The sequence below is a fragment of the Bacteroides sp. 1001136B_160425_E2 genome (genome assembly GCF_015559655.1).
GTDB lineage: Bacteria > Bacteroidota > Bacteroidia > Bacteroidales > Bacteroidaceae > Bacteroides > Bacteroides luhongzhouii.
The window spans coordinates 39582-56141 of sequence record NZ_JADMQH010000028.1; the positions used below are offsets into that span (position 1 = coordinate 39582).

Annotated in this window: 16 protein-coding genes; 9 read left to right on the plus strand and 7 right to left on the minus strand. The window is 38.9% G+C overall.

Annotation, left to right across the window (positions count from 1 at the left end):
* Positions 1-13: 13 nt before the first annotated feature.
* The gene (locus I2I04_RS21575; protein ID WP_195655848.1) at positions 14-1327 is read right to left on the minus strand and encodes an aspartokinase; all 1314 of its coding nucleotides are present in this window, start codon (positions 1325-1327) and stop codon (positions 14-16) included.
* Positions 1328-1769: 442 nt separating this feature from the next.
* Between I2I04_RS21575 and I2I04_RS21580 the strand changes: the two genes are divergently transcribed.
* Together I2I04_RS21580 and I2I04_RS21585 are read left to right on the plus strand one after the other, a co-directional pair.
* Entirely contained in the window at positions 1770-3062 is a 1293-nt protein-coding gene (locus I2I04_RS21580) for an MATE family efflux transporter (RefSeq protein ID WP_195655849.1), read from the plus strand.
* Between the two features lie 42 nt (positions 3063-3104).
* Complete coding sequence (locus I2I04_RS21585) at positions 3105-3812, plus strand: TIGR02757 family protein (protein ID WP_195655850.1); 708 nt, start codon at positions 3105-3107, stop codon at positions 3810-3812.
* 136 nt (positions 3813-3948) lie between these two features.
* Here the strand turns inward: I2I04_RS21585 and I2I04_RS21590 are convergent, their stop codons facing one another.
* From I2I04_RS21590 to I2I04_RS21600, 3 genes are all read right to left on the minus strand, one after another.
* A complete protein-coding gene (locus I2I04_RS21590; protein WP_195655851.1) occupies positions 3949-5235 on the minus strand; it encodes a leucine-rich repeat protein in 1287 nt (428 codons plus the stop codon).
* Between the two features lie 11 nt (positions 5236-5246).
* Positions 5247-5651 carry an Ig-like domain-containing protein gene (locus tag I2I04_RS21595; protein WP_195655852.1) on the minus strand — a complete coding sequence of 135 codons (405 nt, stop codon included), beginning with the start codon at positions 5649-5651 and terminating at the stop codon, positions 5247-5249.
* 162 nt (positions 5652-5813) lie between these two features.
* Positions 5814-7469, minus strand: a complete 1656-nt coding sequence (locus I2I04_RS21600; protein ID WP_195655853.1) for a tetratricopeptide repeat protein — start codon at positions 7467-7469, stop codon at positions 5814-5816.
* Between the two features lie 156 nt (positions 7470-7625).
* Here I2I04_RS21600 and I2I04_RS23345 point away from each other — a divergent pair, with 156 nt between their 5' ends.
* Positions 7626-7811, plus strand: coding sequence for a SocA family protein (locus tag I2I04_RS23345; protein WP_229127027.1), 186 nt, complete (start codon positions 7626-7628; stop codon positions 7809-7811).
* A gap of 545 nt (positions 7812-8356) precedes the next feature.
* On the opposite strand, the gene I2I04_RS21610 is transcribed toward I2I04_RS23345, so the two are convergent.
* Together I2I04_RS21610 and I2I04_RS21615 are read right to left on the minus strand one after the other, a co-directional pair.
* Positions 8357-8653, minus strand: a complete 297-nt coding sequence (locus I2I04_RS21610) for a DUF1905 domain-containing protein (RefSeq protein ID WP_143260277.1) — start codon at positions 8651-8653, stop codon at positions 8357-8359.
* Between the two features lie 87 nt (positions 8654-8740).
* Positions 8741-10804: a HelD family protein gene (locus tag I2I04_RS21615; protein ID WP_195655854.1), complete on the minus strand. Its 2064-nt coding sequence runs from the start codon at positions 10802-10804 to the stop codon at positions 8741-8743.
* Between the two features lie 133 nt (positions 10805-10937).
* On the opposite strand from I2I04_RS21615, the gene I2I04_RS21620 reads away from it, so the two are divergent.
* A complete protein-coding gene (locus tag I2I04_RS21620; protein WP_195655855.1) occupies positions 10938-11522 on the plus strand; it encodes a phosphoglycerate mutase family protein in 585 nt (194 codons plus the stop codon).
* A 41-nt stretch (positions 11523-11563) separates the two neighbouring features.
* On the opposite strand, the gene I2I04_RS21625 is transcribed toward I2I04_RS21620, so the two are convergent.
* Positions 11564-12331, minus strand: coding sequence for a LuxR C-terminal-related transcriptional regulator (locus tag I2I04_RS21625; protein ID WP_195655856.1), 768 nt, complete (start codon positions 12329-12331; stop codon positions 11564-11566).
* Between the two features lie 331 nt (positions 12332-12662).
* Here I2I04_RS21625 and I2I04_RS21630 point away from each other — a divergent pair, with 331 nt between their 5' ends.
* The 5 genes from I2I04_RS21630 (at position 12663) to I2I04_RS21650 (ending at position 16418) form a co-directional block, all read left to right on the plus strand.
* A complete protein-coding gene (locus I2I04_RS21630) occupies positions 12663-12962 on the plus strand; it encodes an RNA recognition motif domain-containing protein (protein WP_004315028.1) in 300 nt (99 codons plus the stop codon).
* Between the two features lie 356 nt (positions 12963-13318).
* A complete protein-coding gene (locus I2I04_RS21635) occupies positions 13319-14392 on the plus strand; it encodes an NAD(P)H-dependent flavin oxidoreductase (protein WP_143260253.1) in 1074 nt (357 codons plus the stop codon).
* Positions 14393-14486: 94 nt separating this feature from the next.
* Positions 14487-15611 (plus strand): DEAD/DEAH box helicase, encoded by a 1125-nt coding sequence (locus I2I04_RS21640; RefSeq protein WP_143260254.1) that lies wholly within the window; start codon positions 14487-14489, stop codon positions 15609-15611.
* A 59-nt stretch (positions 15612-15670) separates the two neighbouring features.
* Complete coding sequence (locus I2I04_RS21645; RefSeq protein ID WP_143260255.1) at positions 15671-16156, plus strand: cold-shock protein; 486 nt, start codon at positions 15671-15673, stop codon at positions 16154-16156.
* Between the two features lie 55 nt (positions 16157-16211).
* Positions 16212-16418 carry a hypothetical protein gene (locus I2I04_RS21650; RefSeq protein WP_143260256.1) on the plus strand — a complete coding sequence of 69 codons (207 nt, stop codon included), beginning with the start codon at positions 16212-16214 and terminating at the stop codon, positions 16416-16418.
* Positions 16419-16560: the final 142 nt, after the last annotated feature.

A 16560-nucleotide genomic window follows, 5' to 3' on the forward strand; every position in this document is an offset into this window, starting at 1 on the left:
CACTTTATTTGAATCAGGCCGCGCACTGGTTTTCGAGAAATTGTTTGGATAGCGAACTGATTAGTTTATTTTTATATGTGCTGTGCACGGATAGTGTGAAACAATGATCGCTTCCCCCATAAGAAATGAGAGATATAGGGATGTCTTTGATGGTATCCATAATATGGCTTTCTACTTGGGTACGTTCCCAATGAAGTGAGCCGATGATGTGTATTACAGACATGTTTTCATCCGCAATCATTTCGGCATATTTATATAGTTCCTTTTGGATGATTCGTAACGTGTCCCGACTGGCTGTCAATATCATTGAAACGGATACATTGGATGAGGCCATTGAGATGACATTAATTTGATATTTGTTGATAACTTCCAATATTTTACCTATAAACAAATAGCCGGGCAATACATTCAATGGGGTGAAACGCACAAAAGTAACCGAATCCTGTGAGAGAATGGCTTTGACACTGTTTCCTGCGTCATGAGAAGAGATATAGAGCCGTTCCGTTGTCAGGTCGTGCGGGTCGGTCAGGCGGATAACTATGTTGGAGCGTGCCGCAAGGGTGACGCAGTCTGCATAGAGCAGATGTACTCCGCTGTTAATCAGTTGTTCTGCTTCTGCATAAGTAAGAGAATGTTGCTCCCTCCGGCAGTTCCGGTTTGCATAAATATGGTTGATGGGAGTAGATAAAAGTATTTCGTCGGCTTTGAACAGGGCGGCAAGCACTGTGGCATAGTAATCATTACGTTGTTCGTTCATGAAGTCTATTTCACCATACACGTTTCTGCAAATGGAAAGTGGGGCGATAAAAATATCTACATTCCGGTTTTCGTCGATATATGATTGGATAGATTCCTGGATATATGGAATGTCCGGTTTTCTTTCCAGGTTGAGCTGCATAAATTTGCCGGTATCTAAAGTCCGGGCCCGAAGTCCTTGTTGACGTAAGCAATAAGTAAGTAAATCGCCGGATAATCCGTATACCTTGGCTTTTATCATTTTATCAATCAGGAAATCTGCTTTGTCCTCCACAAGTATATGTATTTTCTTTATGCATTCTTGAATCCGGGTTTTCATTTCCTGATTGAGTTGCGGATCTGTGAGTAGATGATTGGCAAGGGTGCAGCAATACTCCCCGATGATATTGACTGTGGCATGGGAAACTTCATCTTCTTCGTGAAACCAACTGGCGGAAATAGACTGTAACCATTCCTGCAATGGTGTCAATGTAGGAACTACAGCTACATAAGGATGTTCGTTTTGAATACAATTGATTACCTGTCTTATTTCATCTTCATCTTTTATTTTCTCGAATTTGCAAATTTTCATTGTTATCTGGTTATTTATTGGTTACTACTCTTTTCAAAATGATATGCTTTTTTCAAAAGAGAAAGATATCTTATCATCATTCTTTTTACTTTCGAAATATGTATATCTTTATAAATCAATTTATTAATATCGTAATTGATGCTTCTGATGCATTTCCTTACTATAAGTAATCTGCCAATACCATACCACATTGGGATATGAAAATAAGATTTCTTATCTTTGTTGCGTAATTGATTGAGAAACCAGTAATATTCATCCATTTATGAAACTCTGTATCTAGCTACGCTCAACGAATAGCATCATTTCTAATAAGGCTATTCAGCTATCTGACAGGCAACTACTCGTCTGTCAAAGAGTTTTATATCCATTTTTATAAACTTGCGAAACTGTGTACTGCCATGGGAATGTGGTATGCCGTATCGTGTTATTTTTAAGTTGAGCAATGAATTATACATATAAGCAAATATGGCTCATTAACTTTCCTGTGATGATGAGCATTCTGATGGAACAATTAATCAATATTACCGACGCTGTTTTTCTGGGGCACGTGGGAGAGGTAGAACTGGGAGCTTCCGCACTTGCCGGAATCTATTATTTGGCTGTTTATATGTTGGGCTTCGGATTCAGCATCGGGATGCAGGTGATGATTGCCCGGAGAAATGGGGAACGGCAGTATAAAGAGACAGGACGCACTTTTTTTCAAGGGTTATACTTTCTGTCGGGAATGGCAATCATTCTTTGCCTGTTGCTCCATTGGGCTTCTCCCTTGATCCTGTGTCAATTGATTACTTCCGACGAAATCTACCAGGCGGTGATTCAGTATCTGGATTGGCGTAGTTTCGGGCTGTTGTTCTCATTCCCTTTTTTAGCTTTCCGCTCTTTCCTGGTAGGGATCACAACCACCAAAGCACTGTCCGGAGCTGCTGCTACGGCTGTTTGCATCAATATTCCTTTCAACTATTTACTGATATTCAAATTGAATCTGGGCATATCCGGAGCGGCTATGGCTTCTTCTTTAGCAGAGTTTGGAGCTTTTGCCATACTCCTATTATATATGTGGGTGAAGATAGATAAAGTGAAATATGGATTGAAGGTCGTCTACGATGGGAAGTTGTTGATGAAGCTATTGCGATTGTCTGTATGGAGCATGCTTCATGCTTTTATCAGCGTTGCTCCCTGGTTTTTGTTCTTTGTTGCTATCGAACATCTGGGAAAGACGGAACTTGCCATTTCCAATATAACCCGTAGTGTTTCTACTGTCTTTTTTGTAATAGTCAATTCTTTTGCGTCCACCACGGGCTCATTGGTCAGTAATTTGATAGGAGCGGGAGAAGGCAAAGAACTTTTTCCCGTTTGCCGTAAAGTTCTTAGGCTGGGGTATGTCGTGGGGCTTCCATTGATAGGTATAGCTCTTTGGGGTAACCAATGGATTATCGGATTTTATACGAATAATGAGGAGCTGGTGAGACTGGCTTTTTATCCTTTTATAGTCATGCTGTTGAATTATGCTTTTGCATTGCCCGGATATGTTTATGTCAACGCTGTTACCGGTATGGGAAAGACGAGACTCGCTTTTGTCTTTCAATTAAGCACTATTTTGATATATTTGGTTTATTTGTATCTGTTGAGTGGATATTTTCATGCTTCCCTGACTGTGTTTATGGCAGCGGAATATTTGTTTGTTATTCTCTTGGGGATGCAATCTATCATTTACTTAAAGAGGAAATCCAACTAGAATATGTATTTTTGTACTCTCAATACTTGATACTTTCTCGAAATGACTGAAGATATAAAGAATAAACTTTTAATGTGTGCGGAGATGTATCACTGCGCAGACTTTATACAAAGTGATCCGGTGCAGTTTCCCCATCGTTACACGCTGAAACAGGATATCGAAGTCAGCGGTTTGCTGACGGCAATTATGAGTTTTGGCAATCGCAAACAGATTTTGAAGAAAGCGGACGAATTGCACGGGCTAATGGGAGATTCGCCTTATCAGTATGTATTGTCCCGTCAGTGGGAGAAAGATTTCCCATCAGGGGCAACCGGTAGTTTTTATCGGATGCTGTCACATGCTGATTTCTATGGATATTTCCGGCGATTATACATTGCTTATACACAGTTTGAAAGTCTGGAAGAAGCCTTGAAAACATACCCTGGAATACCGATGGAAAAGCTATGTGCATTTCTTGAAGTCTCTGCCAAAAGTCCTCAAAAGAAACTTAATATGTTTTTGCGTTGGATGATTCGCAGGGACTCGGCGGTCGATTTGGGTATTTGGGAGAGTTTTGATCGCAGGGATTTGATTGTTCCCTTAGATACACACGTCTGTCGGGTAGCCCATTATTTCAAGCTGACAGATGCGGAAACCTTTTCTTTGAAAAATGCCCGTCAGATAACGGCAGCATTGGCTGAGGTCTTCCCGGATGATCCATGTCTGGGCGATTTTGCCTTGTTCGGATTAGGGGTGAATGGGGAAATTTAAATAGATAACCTAATAGTACTGATTTTTCCGGCTATTATTAAAAATACAGTGTTTTTCTTAAGTTATTTCGATTATAACCGGAAAAGTCGATATTAAACCAACTTTATTCGATTATAATCGAAAAACTGGAGAACTGTTAGGACGTTGTTATCTTGTTTGTGAAATCCCTCCAACCATTTGCGTTTTTATATTTTTCCACAGATTCGGCAGGAACACGAATGACGGTAATATCATCCGGAAATCCGTACCATACTTTTTCAAATACCTGCGGAGGTGTTATCCCTTCTACCTTTACTTCTTTAATACCTGTATTATTGAAAGCCGAAAAATTAATCTGTGTGACGTTTGCCGGAATGGTTAATTGGGTCACTTTCCTATTACCACCCAGTAGTCCCTGTCCCAATATCCGGATACTTTCAGGTATTTCGAAGCGAGCCAATTTCGGACATCCTTCAAGACAGTAGGGGTGAATCATAGCTTCGGGATCATCATTGAAAGCACTCCCGTAGGTGGTCACTTCCGCCAATTCCGGACAGTAATAAAAGGCTCTTTGCGCTATGGTTGTAACACCATTCGGTAACTTCACGGTTGTAATGCCACTTTCCCGGAATGCTTCCAATCCGATTGTTTTTACATTTTCCGGAATCTCAATCGTTTTCAGTTGAGATGTCTTAAGGAATGCCTGTGCTCCGATTTCTTTCAGTGTCGAAGGCAGCAGCACTTCTTCAACGCCCGCATATACAAAAGTGCTAGCGGGAAGTTTGGCAAGCTTAGTTTGGCTTAAATCTACTTTTTTCAGGTCATGACAATAATAGAATATGTTTTCCTCCATCTGTTCCAGGCTTGATGGAAATACTATTTCCTGAATGGTTGAATTGAAGAAAGCCATATCTCCAATCGATTTTAGTCCTTCATTGAGTACTGCCTTTGCTATTTGGCTGTTGCTGAAGGCAGCTTTCGGGATTGATTTCACGCTATTGGGAAGTCTGATTTCATTATATCCTTTCAATACTTCCGTCAATACTCCGTTTTCTACACGGACGGGTGAAACCTGAACAGAAAAGCTTTTCTGTTTTCCTTCCAGTGTGATGGTTACTTCTTGTTTATCGACAGGCGTGGATGAAGAGAAACCACTGATCTGTTTCAGGGTAATTTTTACAGGCCGTTGTTTCCCGTCATCATATTTGCCTGTCACGTTAAGGCCGGTTAAGTCTATATTTTCTCCTAATGCATAAATCGTTTTTGAGGGTAACTGTTCGATGGAGAAATCTTCCAGTAAGGCTCCTGTGGGAGCGGATGGTTGTTGCTCCAAAGGCGAATCTTTTTTGTACTCGTCATTTTCAGTGCTGCAACTTAGTAATATAAGTGTTATAGCCATTTGCAGGCAAAGTGCTGTAATGCTATGAAGTCTGGTTTGTTTCATGTGATAAAAGTTTAGTTAGGGAATTGGGTTAAACGTATTTCTATTTTTATGATTTTTCCGGCTTCTACGGTCTTGCCGGCAGACCATATCTGGTAGTTGGCGGGGCCACCTCCTTCTTGTACCACGAATGTCAGGAATCGCTGTGATTGCGTAGCGAACCATTCTTCTTGTGGCAGGGTAAAGGTGGCTATACCGCTTTCATTTGTTTGGGTGCTTGCAGTAGGCAAGGTCAGATTATCTTTTTCAAAAATCTTATAATCTTTTTCATTATACATTTTTACGGGAACGCCCGTTGCAATTTTTCCATTTTCATCATAAACTGATACTACTACTTTTGCTTCTTTCGCTTCTTCGTTTCCTTTTTCGCAAGCTACCATGAAAAGTATGGCGCTTAATAGAATAACAATCTTCTTCATAATCTTTTCTTTTTTCTAATTTTTCGAATACAAAAGTAGTGAGATTACATCTTTTTTGAGTTATGAAGCGGTCTTGTAAATCTAACACTTTATTTTAAAATGTATTGATATTCAGGTGGTTATGTTCGTTGTATGCTAAGATTTCTAACACTCGTCTAACACCTATCCGAAAAGTGTTAAAAACAAGCCTTTATTGGTGGTTTCTGCCGATTTGATGCGCGATTTGAGTCGTGATTTACGGGCGTACACATTGGCGACCGTGTCTTTCATAAACAAGCTTATCACTTGGGGAGAGAAACCTACGAAAATATAACAAAGTAGCCGGATGTCAGCTTCTTTCATTGCCGGGAAATCTTTTCGAAGTTTTTCCATGGCATTATCGTGGCAGGTATTTACGATCAGTTCTAGTTCTTGCAGCATTTCATTGTTCTCTGCAAAATTGGTGATTATCTGCTTCACCTCCTGAAACATGGCTGCCTGTTGAGAAGCGGTGTTTTCGCGTTCATAGTAAGTCTTTCCCAGTTTATCAATGATGTCGAATCGCGAAGCTATCAAACCTTTTAAATGACTTTCTGCATTGCGTTGTCCTTCCAGATGTTCGATCAGGTTTTTGTATTCGGAGTTGGCTTCTTCGACGAGTAGCAGATAGTGGTCAGTACGTTCACGTTGCAGGCGCAGACGTTGACGAATGATATAGTAGCCCACCCCTATTATTAGGAGAACTGTGGCTGCTGTGGCAGTCTCCCAAATAATGCGGTTTTTCATCCGGTATTCGGTAAAACCCGATTGTTCTTTGAAATACTCACGTTCAACCATACCGGCAGAGAATTGCATATTCGAACGTGTCAGAGAGTCAGTCAGATAGATATAATGGTGTATCTTCTCGGTTGCTTTCTCGAAGTTTTTGGCTTGCGCTTCAATCCGATAAGCGGTGTATTGGAGGTCTGCCATATCACGAATATCGGTAGTATGCGCTTCTGCGAGCGCCAGATAGTAGCGTGCGCTGTCTATACGGTTTTTCAGGAGATTCACATCTATTAATGTATGGTATCCGTATAATGTATCTTGCCGGGCAGAGAGTTCTATACGTTGCAGTAGGTCATGAGGAATTTGTTTCTTGCCTGATACCACGTAGAGAGAAGCAAGATTGGTGAGACTGGCTTTGGCTAACTTGTCATACTTGTGCTCATCAGCCAAATCGAGTGCGGCAGAATAGAGTCGCATGGCTTTCTCCATATCTTTCGAATTGAAAGTTGCGGCTGCCATATCGAGAGTTGCCTCAGTTTCTTCATGAGTGTTATCAGACTGCCGGAAGTTATTGCGAGCTTCACGAAAATAATGATAAGCCCGGCTATAGTTCATCTGGTCATAATACACTTCACCGATTTGACTGTATAAAAGCCCTGTATAATAAGGTTCATTGGTATTCTTCAGTTTCTCTTCAATTTCCAGGAAAAGACGTAACGCCCCCGGCTTGTCTCCTACGCGCAGTTTAACCCGTCCCCAATAATAGAGAGTTTTGCATTGGCGGCGTAAATCTTTGGGATGATGCTTATAATGGCTCCAAGCCCGGCGAATGAGCGAATCATTGGTTACTTTGATGTGATTTTTGTCTAAAGCCTCTGAATAAAGCAACGCATATCTGGCCTGTTCTGCTTGGTTTCCTTCCGGTTTTAGTTGTTGTAATATTGTTAAGGCGCTGTCCGGTTTATTCTGTAACAGTGCTTCCGCCTCGTCGAGCCGGGACATTTGTTCTCTATTATAACATCCTGTAAAAAGGAGAATTGCTAACAGTTCAAGTATAATTCTGCATTTCATGCTGTGAATGTAATAAAAATATTTCGAGTTTAACATGGAATCGTCATATCTTTATAATTCTTATGATGTTTAATTTTGCAAAGGTAGGGAAATAGATATGAATTGAATATCTCAGACTAATGTTAATATTTCTCAAATATGTTCTTACGTTTAAACATGAGTGATTATGTTTCTGTAATTTCGAAGAAGGTTAAGCGGATTATTACCTTTTTTGCATCTCCATTACAGGGTGTTTTTACAAAACTAAATAAATCATTATTCTATTCGGATTTTCTATCTTATAAGAAATATGGTAAAGGTATTAGTGGGTTACAATGCCAAGCTATAAGTTATGGGTCTTGAGTAGAGTAAGGTTAATGAAATTTCGGAAATGAGCCATGCTGGGGAAGCGTGGCCTCAAAGTGAAAAACAGCATGGCTTAGTTGTAGTTATGTATTTGATTTGAGGCAGTTGTAATATTAAGCTTTGTCCTAATAAATGGTTAACAGTGTTCTGTTTAAATGAATCCGGCTGTTTTTTCTTGATCCTTTTCCCACGGATATTAAGTTTATAATATATATGAAGAAAAGAAAGGAATCTTCCAGCAAGTTGATGAAAAAAGGAAAGGCAATCAAATATATATATGAGATTTATTAACAAAGCTCTAAGTCGTTTCTGAATCTTTTGCAAGTTTTTCCAAGAAAGATAGAAAAACTAGTAAAAGAAGAGAATTATATTAAGAAGACGAGTTTAATCGAATGCTTACATTAGAAAAATGATCAGCAAATAGAATAATAGGAGTAGATTATAGGGGCAATAAAGAGAAAGCATTTAGTTTTATAGTTGTTGGTTTAATGAGGTGTTGACTAAATCGCAAAATACACTAAAAAAACTAGAAATTGCTTGTTTTAAATCCAAATCATAATCTCTATCTCTTTATCAGTTACGATTTTTTCTTTTTTTCTGATTTCTGCCTTAAGAGGAAGTAAATAAGTATCAAGTTTGGTGTCAAACCAAATTGCGGTTTCCCATTGGGTATTGCCGATTTGGGCCGTCATCTTCAACCGTCCCCAGCCTTCCTCTAAAAAACCGAGATTTTCTCTTATTTCTTTGGACATCTCTTTCGGCAGGCAGGCTATGTGCCAACCGCCCGTTCCAACGGTCGATGAGTAGTTCCAAACTTTTGCGGTAAACTCGTATTTCATTCCTTTATTTTCCATTGTACAAAAATAGAGAATAATAGGAGATTGGTTGTTCTTTTTCTCTCAATTAATTTTTGATGTTATATTCTATTACAGGAATCGACAACCGGGTGAAGAAACAGAATAAGTCAAAGTTAATTTATGCATAGCTCTTGTTACTGCCACATAAAGCATACTTTTATCAATATTGGAATGATAGTTCTTATCATCTGTTTGTGGAATGATTACTTCGTCAAATTCCAGTCCTTTCGCCATATGGGCGGAAGTGATGATAATTCCTTTCACATAAGCAGAACTTTGATTTGACAAAAGTGAGATGTCGTTTGCATATATCTGGAGCTTTTGAACAAGTTCTTTTGCTTGGGATTCTGTTTTGCAGATGATCCCTAATGAGGTATAATGGGAATTTTTGAAGGAGTTTACTAAAGCCGTAATGCCTCGGATCTCTTCTTTTGTATTTCTGAATGGAAGAATCTTGGGCTGCTCTCCATGTCTCATAATTGGTTCTAATTCATTGTTCGGTTGAATTTCTTGTGCAAAACTGGTAATCTCAAAAGTAGAACGATAACTTTTGCAAAGTTTCATTATTTCTCCTGTTGCAAATGCTTTCTGAATCATACCGGCAGTGGAAGATCCATAAGGATTGACGGATTGGGAAGCGTCTCCAAGAATTGTTTTTCGACACGGATAAAGTTTTTGAATCACTTTGTATTGTATGGGAGAATAATCTTGCATTTCGTCTATCAGAAGGTGTTTGACATAAGATTGGACGTTGTTCCCATTTAATGCAATATGCAGATAAGCCACAGGTGCTAAATCTGCATATTCCAGTATGCGGTTTTTGCGTGTCTTGAACATCTCCGGTTTTCCGATCCACTCAAAAAAGTCTTTATAGATTTGGAGATCGTTATTGCCCGCGAACATCTTTTTTATCTCTTTCTTTAGTTGGTTTTTCTCCGGAGTGCTGACAGTGAGATTATATTGTAGTTGCATCATTTCCAGAATGTAATCTGTCATAGTCTCAAATCGTTGACGTATGGGGTAGCGGTGGAATCGTTTGAACTGTTCGTTAATAAATTCGGCAGGAATGGTGATGTATTTGGTGAGTTTTACGTCTGTTGCTTTGAAATAGTTGTTTTCCATGTAAAGGATGAACTTGTCAAGTAGTGATATAAACTCGAAGGAGGCTTTGTATTGTATTCGTTCGATAAAGTCGGGTGTCGGGTTTTCTAATAGTTCCGTTACTTGTTCGAAGAAATTCTGGTATTTATATTTGTTATCAAGTACATTCGAAAGAATTTGTTCCATGCTGGTTTCGGGGACGGTCTCTTCGCCAAGTTCCGGAAGTACATTAGAAATGTAATCGGCAAATACTTTATTGGGGGAGATGATTAATATGTCTTTGGAGGAAATCTGTCCTTTCTGTGCATAAAGCAGGTAGGCAATACGATGGAGCGCGATAGAGGTTTTTCCTGAACCGGCAACACCTTGTATAATAAGTACAGAAGCATTTTCATTACGGATGATCTGATTTTGTTCCCTCTGAATTGTCGTGACGATATTTTTCATTTTGTTGTCGGCATTGGAACATAGTTCTTTTTGCAGAATATCGTCATGAACAGTTACGGAACTTTCAATCATATACTCCATTTTTCCTTTACGAATACGATATTGTCGTTTGAGTGAGATCGTTCCGTTAATTTTGCCTGCCGGAGAGGAGTAGGACGCTTTGCCTAATTCATGATCGTAGAACATGCTTGAAATAGGAGCTCGCCAATCGTAAATCAGATTCTTTTTTTGATTGAAGTCATAGAAAGTATGTATTCCTATATAGATTGGACTAACTTGGCTTTTGTCTTTCTTTTCCTGAAAGTCGATTCGTCCGAAATAGGGGATATCCAGAATTTTGCTTAGTCGCCTGCGTTTGTCAATTACATTTTCACCTAATGCAAAATGATTTAATATGCTTTCGCGCATGGAACGGATTTCGTGCGGATCGATATCTTTGTTTGACCATAGATAATCCTTGTACTCTTGCAGGGTGTCTATATGCTCTTTGACGGAAGTACTGGTGGTGTTAATCGTATCATTTATAGTGGTAATGACTTGCTGTAAATACTCTTTTTCCTGTTTCTCTGTTTGATTGAATATCATAATCTTTTTTAGTTGTATGATGAAGAATTGAAATTGCAGGCAAAGTTAGCTCAACCCATTTAAGGATTAAATAGTTATTTATAGCTATATATGTATCCTTTTCCCTATTTTTGCATGCTTAAAAAGGAGAAAGATGAACATTCTTGAATTGGCCAAACGTAACCAGCAGAAAGCTTGGGAGATTATAGAGGATACCCGTGTCGTCCGGATATGGGAGGGGATTGGTGCCAAAGTGAATCTGGTAGGTTCGTTGCGTACGGGATTATTGATGAAGCATCGGGATATTGACTTTCATATTTACACTTCTCCTTTGGATTTGTCTGCCAGCTTTCGGGCGATGGCTGAATTGGCGGAAAATACGTCCGTAAAGAAGATTGAATATACGAACTTATTACATACAGCAGAAGCGTGTATAGAGTGGCATGCATGGTATCAGGATATGGAAGGAGAACTTTGGCAAATGGATATGATTCATATCCAAGAAGGCTCTCGTTATGATGGCTACTTTGAAAGGGTAGCCGAACGCATTTCTGCAGTATTGACAGATGAAATGAGACTGGCTATTCTGAATTTAAAATACGAAACGCCTGATACGGAAAAAATTATGGGAGTGGAGTATTATCAAGCTGTGATTCAGGATGGTGTACGTAGTTATCCGGAATTTGAGGAATGGAGAAGATTACATCCGGTTGCGGGCGTGGTAGAATGGATACCCTAGCCGGATTGGATAACTGTGCGGGGAGAGAAAGATTGCATGTATTAACCTAGCAATCCATTCTCTTGTCCTAAACGAATGGCTTCAATGGAATTCTGTACATCTAACTTACGTAACAGATTTTGTCGATGAATATTAACTGTATGAATACTAATGCATAGTTTGTCTGCAATTTCTTTACTTAACAGGCCTTTTTGAATAAGACGTAATACTTCTATTTCCCGATTAGTAAGATTGGTAGAAGGCGTTAACGATAGGGAAGGAGAGAATATTTCTCCATTCTTTAGATTCAGGACGGTACAATCTATGGTTTCAGAGGCTCTTTGGTAGGGTGATATGTCTATGTTTCCTATGATAAGCCATGCTTTACCGTTGCGGTCCTGTTCCAATACCTGATGTCGGCTGGTGACACGTATGTACTGTTGTTTCGCATTAAGTATACGAAAGCTGTAAATGTTAGAATAGTTATTCCGTTGTTCAAAAGGCAGACTATAGATAAATTGGCTTAGTGTGACTTGTAATGCTACCAGTTGTGCACGATCATCGGGATGGATGCGCGATTCCAGATAATCACCCTGTCTTTCTAATGTTTCTATCTTGTGGCTGTCGTATCCCAGTAAATCAACAAAATTCGGAGAGGCGTAAGCATATTTGCATTTATACACATCGACAACAAATGTGCAATTACGACCCATTTTCGAGAGTTGATGAAGCATGGATTTATCCCGTTCCCATACGGCATAGTTAATGTCGACAGCGGATAAATGTTGTTTTGCCCACATTTCTTCTCTAGTTGTAGTGTTTAGTTTCATCCTCGGATATATTTGTAGGGTGTATCTTAATGATTGTTCCGGAACAAAAGTAGATATATTATGGGAAATGGTCAAGGATGAATGAGAGAATTGCTAATTGTGACTGTTTTGTGTGATTGACATGCTAACAAATGATAATAATTGAGCTTCTATTGAAAAATATAGAATAAAAACATAGTTATCTAATTTATTGTGTTACCTTTGTTCCCAGAGTTTGAGTTACGAATCATTATTGTGTAGTTCTTCTTTTTAATATATTATTAGTAAGTAGTCCTCTTCTGTAATTATCCTCCTCACTCCAAAATAGTATTTATTTTAATAAAATTTTTAGATGAACATTTACATTTCAGGTTTAAGCTATGGCACAACTGATGCCGACTTAACAAATTTATTTGCAGAGTTTGGAGAAGTTTCTTCAGCCAAAGTTATTTTTGATAGAGAAACTGGTAGATCCAGAGGATTCGCTTTCGTAGAAATGACGAACGATGGAGAAGGACAAAAAGCAATTGATGAACTGAATGGAGTTGAATACGACCAGAAGGTTATTTCAGTAAGCGTTGCACGCCCTCGTACTGAAAGACCGTCAAACGGTGGAGGCCGTGGTGGTTATAATAACTCTAGAAGATATTAATATCCGAATGAAAGCAGAAGATACTGTCTTCTGCTTTTATTTAAAAGCTGTTTCCGTTTCATGATTCAACGGAGGAGTCTCTACTGAATAGGGAGGACGAAAAATCATTTTACATTTAAGTTCTGCTAATTCTGGCTCTTCTATGCAAAATTCGGAATTTCTAATCCTGTACTTTCCATTCTGAAAATAGATTTATTAGGCTTTTTTGTAATACAATACTCTTGAAATAGTCAGGAGCTAATAGTTTAATAAATTATCCAACAAGGTAAATCATTCGTGACAGAACCAAATATTGAGCACTTGAATAAAGTATGCTCACCTCTATCTGTCTGTTTTGCCGATACAAAATAAAACATATGAAATCGTTCTTTATAGGAAATATTGAAATTAAAACACCTGTTATACAAGGTGGAATGGGAGTAGGAATCTCACTGTCCGGTCTGGCGTCAGCAGTAGCAAATGAAGGCGGAGTAGGCGTTATATCATGTGCGGGTCTGGGATTGTTGTACCCCAAAGGGAAAGGCACTTATCTGGAGAAATGTATAAGTGGACTGAGAGAAGAAATTCACAAGGCACGTACAAAAACAGAAGGTATTATTGGCGTAAACGTCATGGTTGCTTTATCTAATTATGCCGATATGGTGCGTACTGCGATTGAGGAAAAGATAGATGTGGTATTTTCCGGTGCGGGACTCCCGCTCGATTTGCCGTCATACCTGACTCCGGAGAGTGTAACCAAGTTAGTTCCTATTGTATCTTCTTCAAGAGCAGCCAAGATTATTTGTGACAAGTGGCAAAAAAACTATAACTATCTGCCCGATGCAATTGTGGTGGAAGGACCTAAAGCCGGCGGGCATTTAGGATTTAAAAAAGAACAAATACAGGATCAGCATTATGCTCTGGAAGCATTGATTCCGGAAGTGGTGATGATTGCATCCAGTTATAAAGAACAGAAACAAATTCCGGTGATTGCTGCTGGTGGAATTTCGACAGGTGAGGATATAGCACATTTTATGGAATTGGGAGCTTCCGGTGTTCAAATGGGGAGTATTTTTGTTACCACCCTTGAATGTGATGCTTCAGAAACATTCAAAGAAGTATATATTCATTCCAAGTCCGAAGATGTTCTTATTATTGAAAGTCCTGTCGGGATGCCGGGAAGGGCTATTGATGGAGAATTTATTCACAATGTGAATAATGGTTTGGAGAGGCCTAAAAGTTGCTCATTCCATTGTATAAAAACATGTGATTATACAAAAAGTCCTTATTGCATTATTAAGGCTCTATATAATGCAGCTAGAGGAAATATGAAAAAAGGCTATGCATTTGCTGGTAGCAACGCCTTTCTCGCAGAAAAAATCAGTAGCGTAAAAGAAGTTATGGCTACACTGGAACGCGAGTTTTTTTGGGCAACCCATAAACTGGCTTAATGATTGAAACTCTGGATTTTCATGATTGAATTTGTCTGAGTTTCCCACTATATATAAAACTAATCGCTGTTTGAGTACAGCAAAAATAACATTTATGACATTTAAAGAATTAAATATAACCGAACCGATTTTAAAAGCAATTGAAGAAAAAGGATATACAGTACCAACTCCTATTCAGGAAAAAGCAATTCCGGCTGCACTGGCAAAAAGAGATATATTAGGCTGTGCACAAACTGGTACCGGAAAGACGGCTTCATTTGCTATTCCTATCATACAGCATTTGCAACTGGATAAAGAGGCTGCCAGACGACAGGGAATCAAAGCTTTGATATTGACGCCCACCCGTGAACTTGCCTTGCAAATCAGTGAATGTATTGACGATTATTCAAAATATACTCGTATTCGCCATGGAGTAATCTTTGGTGGTGTAAATCAACGCCCGCAGGTTGATCTGTTGCGTAAAGGAATTGATATTCTGGTCGCTACTCCGGGGCGTTTGCTTGACCTGATGAATCAGGGACATATACATTTGGATGCCATCCAATATTTTGTATTGGATGAGGCTGACCGTATGCTTGATATGGGATTTATCCATGACATTAAGCGAATATTGCCCAAACTTCCGAAAGAAAAGCAGACTTTGTTTTTCTCGGCAACAATGCCTGATTCTATTATCTCCTTGACTAAGTCTCTGTTGAAGAACCCGGTGAAGATTTATATAACACCGAAATCGTCTACTGTAGATTCTATCAAACAGCTGGTGTATTTTGTTGAAAAGAAGGAGAAAAGTCTGTTGCTTATTTCGATATTGTCGAAGGCAGAAGATCAGTCAGTACTTATCTTCTCGCGTACGAAACATAATGCTGATAAGATTGTGAAGATTCTGGGTAAGGCTGGAATTGGCAGCCAGGCTATTCATGGGAATAAGAGCCAGGCGGCAAGACAGTCTGCATTAGGCAACTTTAAATCGGGAAAGACTCGGGTGATGGTTGCTACTGATATTGCTTCCAGAGGGATTGATATTAACGAATTGCCTTTGGTTATCAACTATGATCTTCCGGATGTTCCCGAAACCTATGTGCACCGTATTGGGCGTACAGGAAGAGCTGGGAATACGGGAACTGCACTTACATTCTGTTCGCAGGAAGAACGTAAACTGGTGAATGATATTCAAAAGTTAACCGGTAAGAAACTCAATAAAGCTGATTTCACTATTTGAAAGTAAGCAATTACATTATTTATTCATTAAAAATATAGTATAAACTAAATATTATTTCTATGGCAAAATCCATGACAGTAGGTAAACGTGAAAATGAAAAGAAAAGAATCGCTAAACGCGAAGAAAAATTAAAGAAGAAAGAAAGTAAGAAACTATCGGGCAGCTCAAACAGCTTTGAAGATATGATTGCTTATGTTGATGAGAACGGGAGAATAACGTCAACTCCTCCGACAGAGAATGTCAGAAAAGAAGAGATTAACCCGGATGAAATAGTTATAGCAACTCCTAAAAAAGAGGATGAAGAGCCAACTATTTTGAGAGGACGGGTTGAGTTTTTTAATGAGTCAAGAGGATTTGGTTTTATTAAAGATCTTTCCGGTGTTGAGAAGTACTTTTTTCATGTAAACAATGTCGTTGGTAATATTGCAGAAAATAATATCGTAACATTTGACCTTGAACGTGGAGTGAAAGGTATGAATGCGATCAATATCTCTTTGGAAAACAAATCTAAGCCGGAAAATTTAGCTCAAGCTGAGCCTGTATAAGGAGATCTGTATTCTGCTTGTGTATATAACAAAAAACAAAAAAATAATTTGAGATATGAAAAAAGGTAATATAATGCGTGATGTTATTTCATCCAGTCAGTTTACTGCAAACGTGATCAAGGAGTACAAAAAAGGTTTGGGAGATGTAGTGCTGGTAGCAATAACTCCGCGGACTACCATTGAACTTCCTGCACATTTAACTCAAGCAGAAATAGATGCTCGTATAGAGGTTTATAAAAAACTACATAGCTCCAAAGTATAGGTGCTTGTAGATGCAAAAGAAGGATAAAAAAATCCCTTGAACTTCAAAAGTTCAAGGGATTTTTTGACACTGTCCACAATTTTGTGTAAATGGAACCAGGATTCAGTTGTAAGTTTCCTCTTATATCTGTATTCTGTTTTCA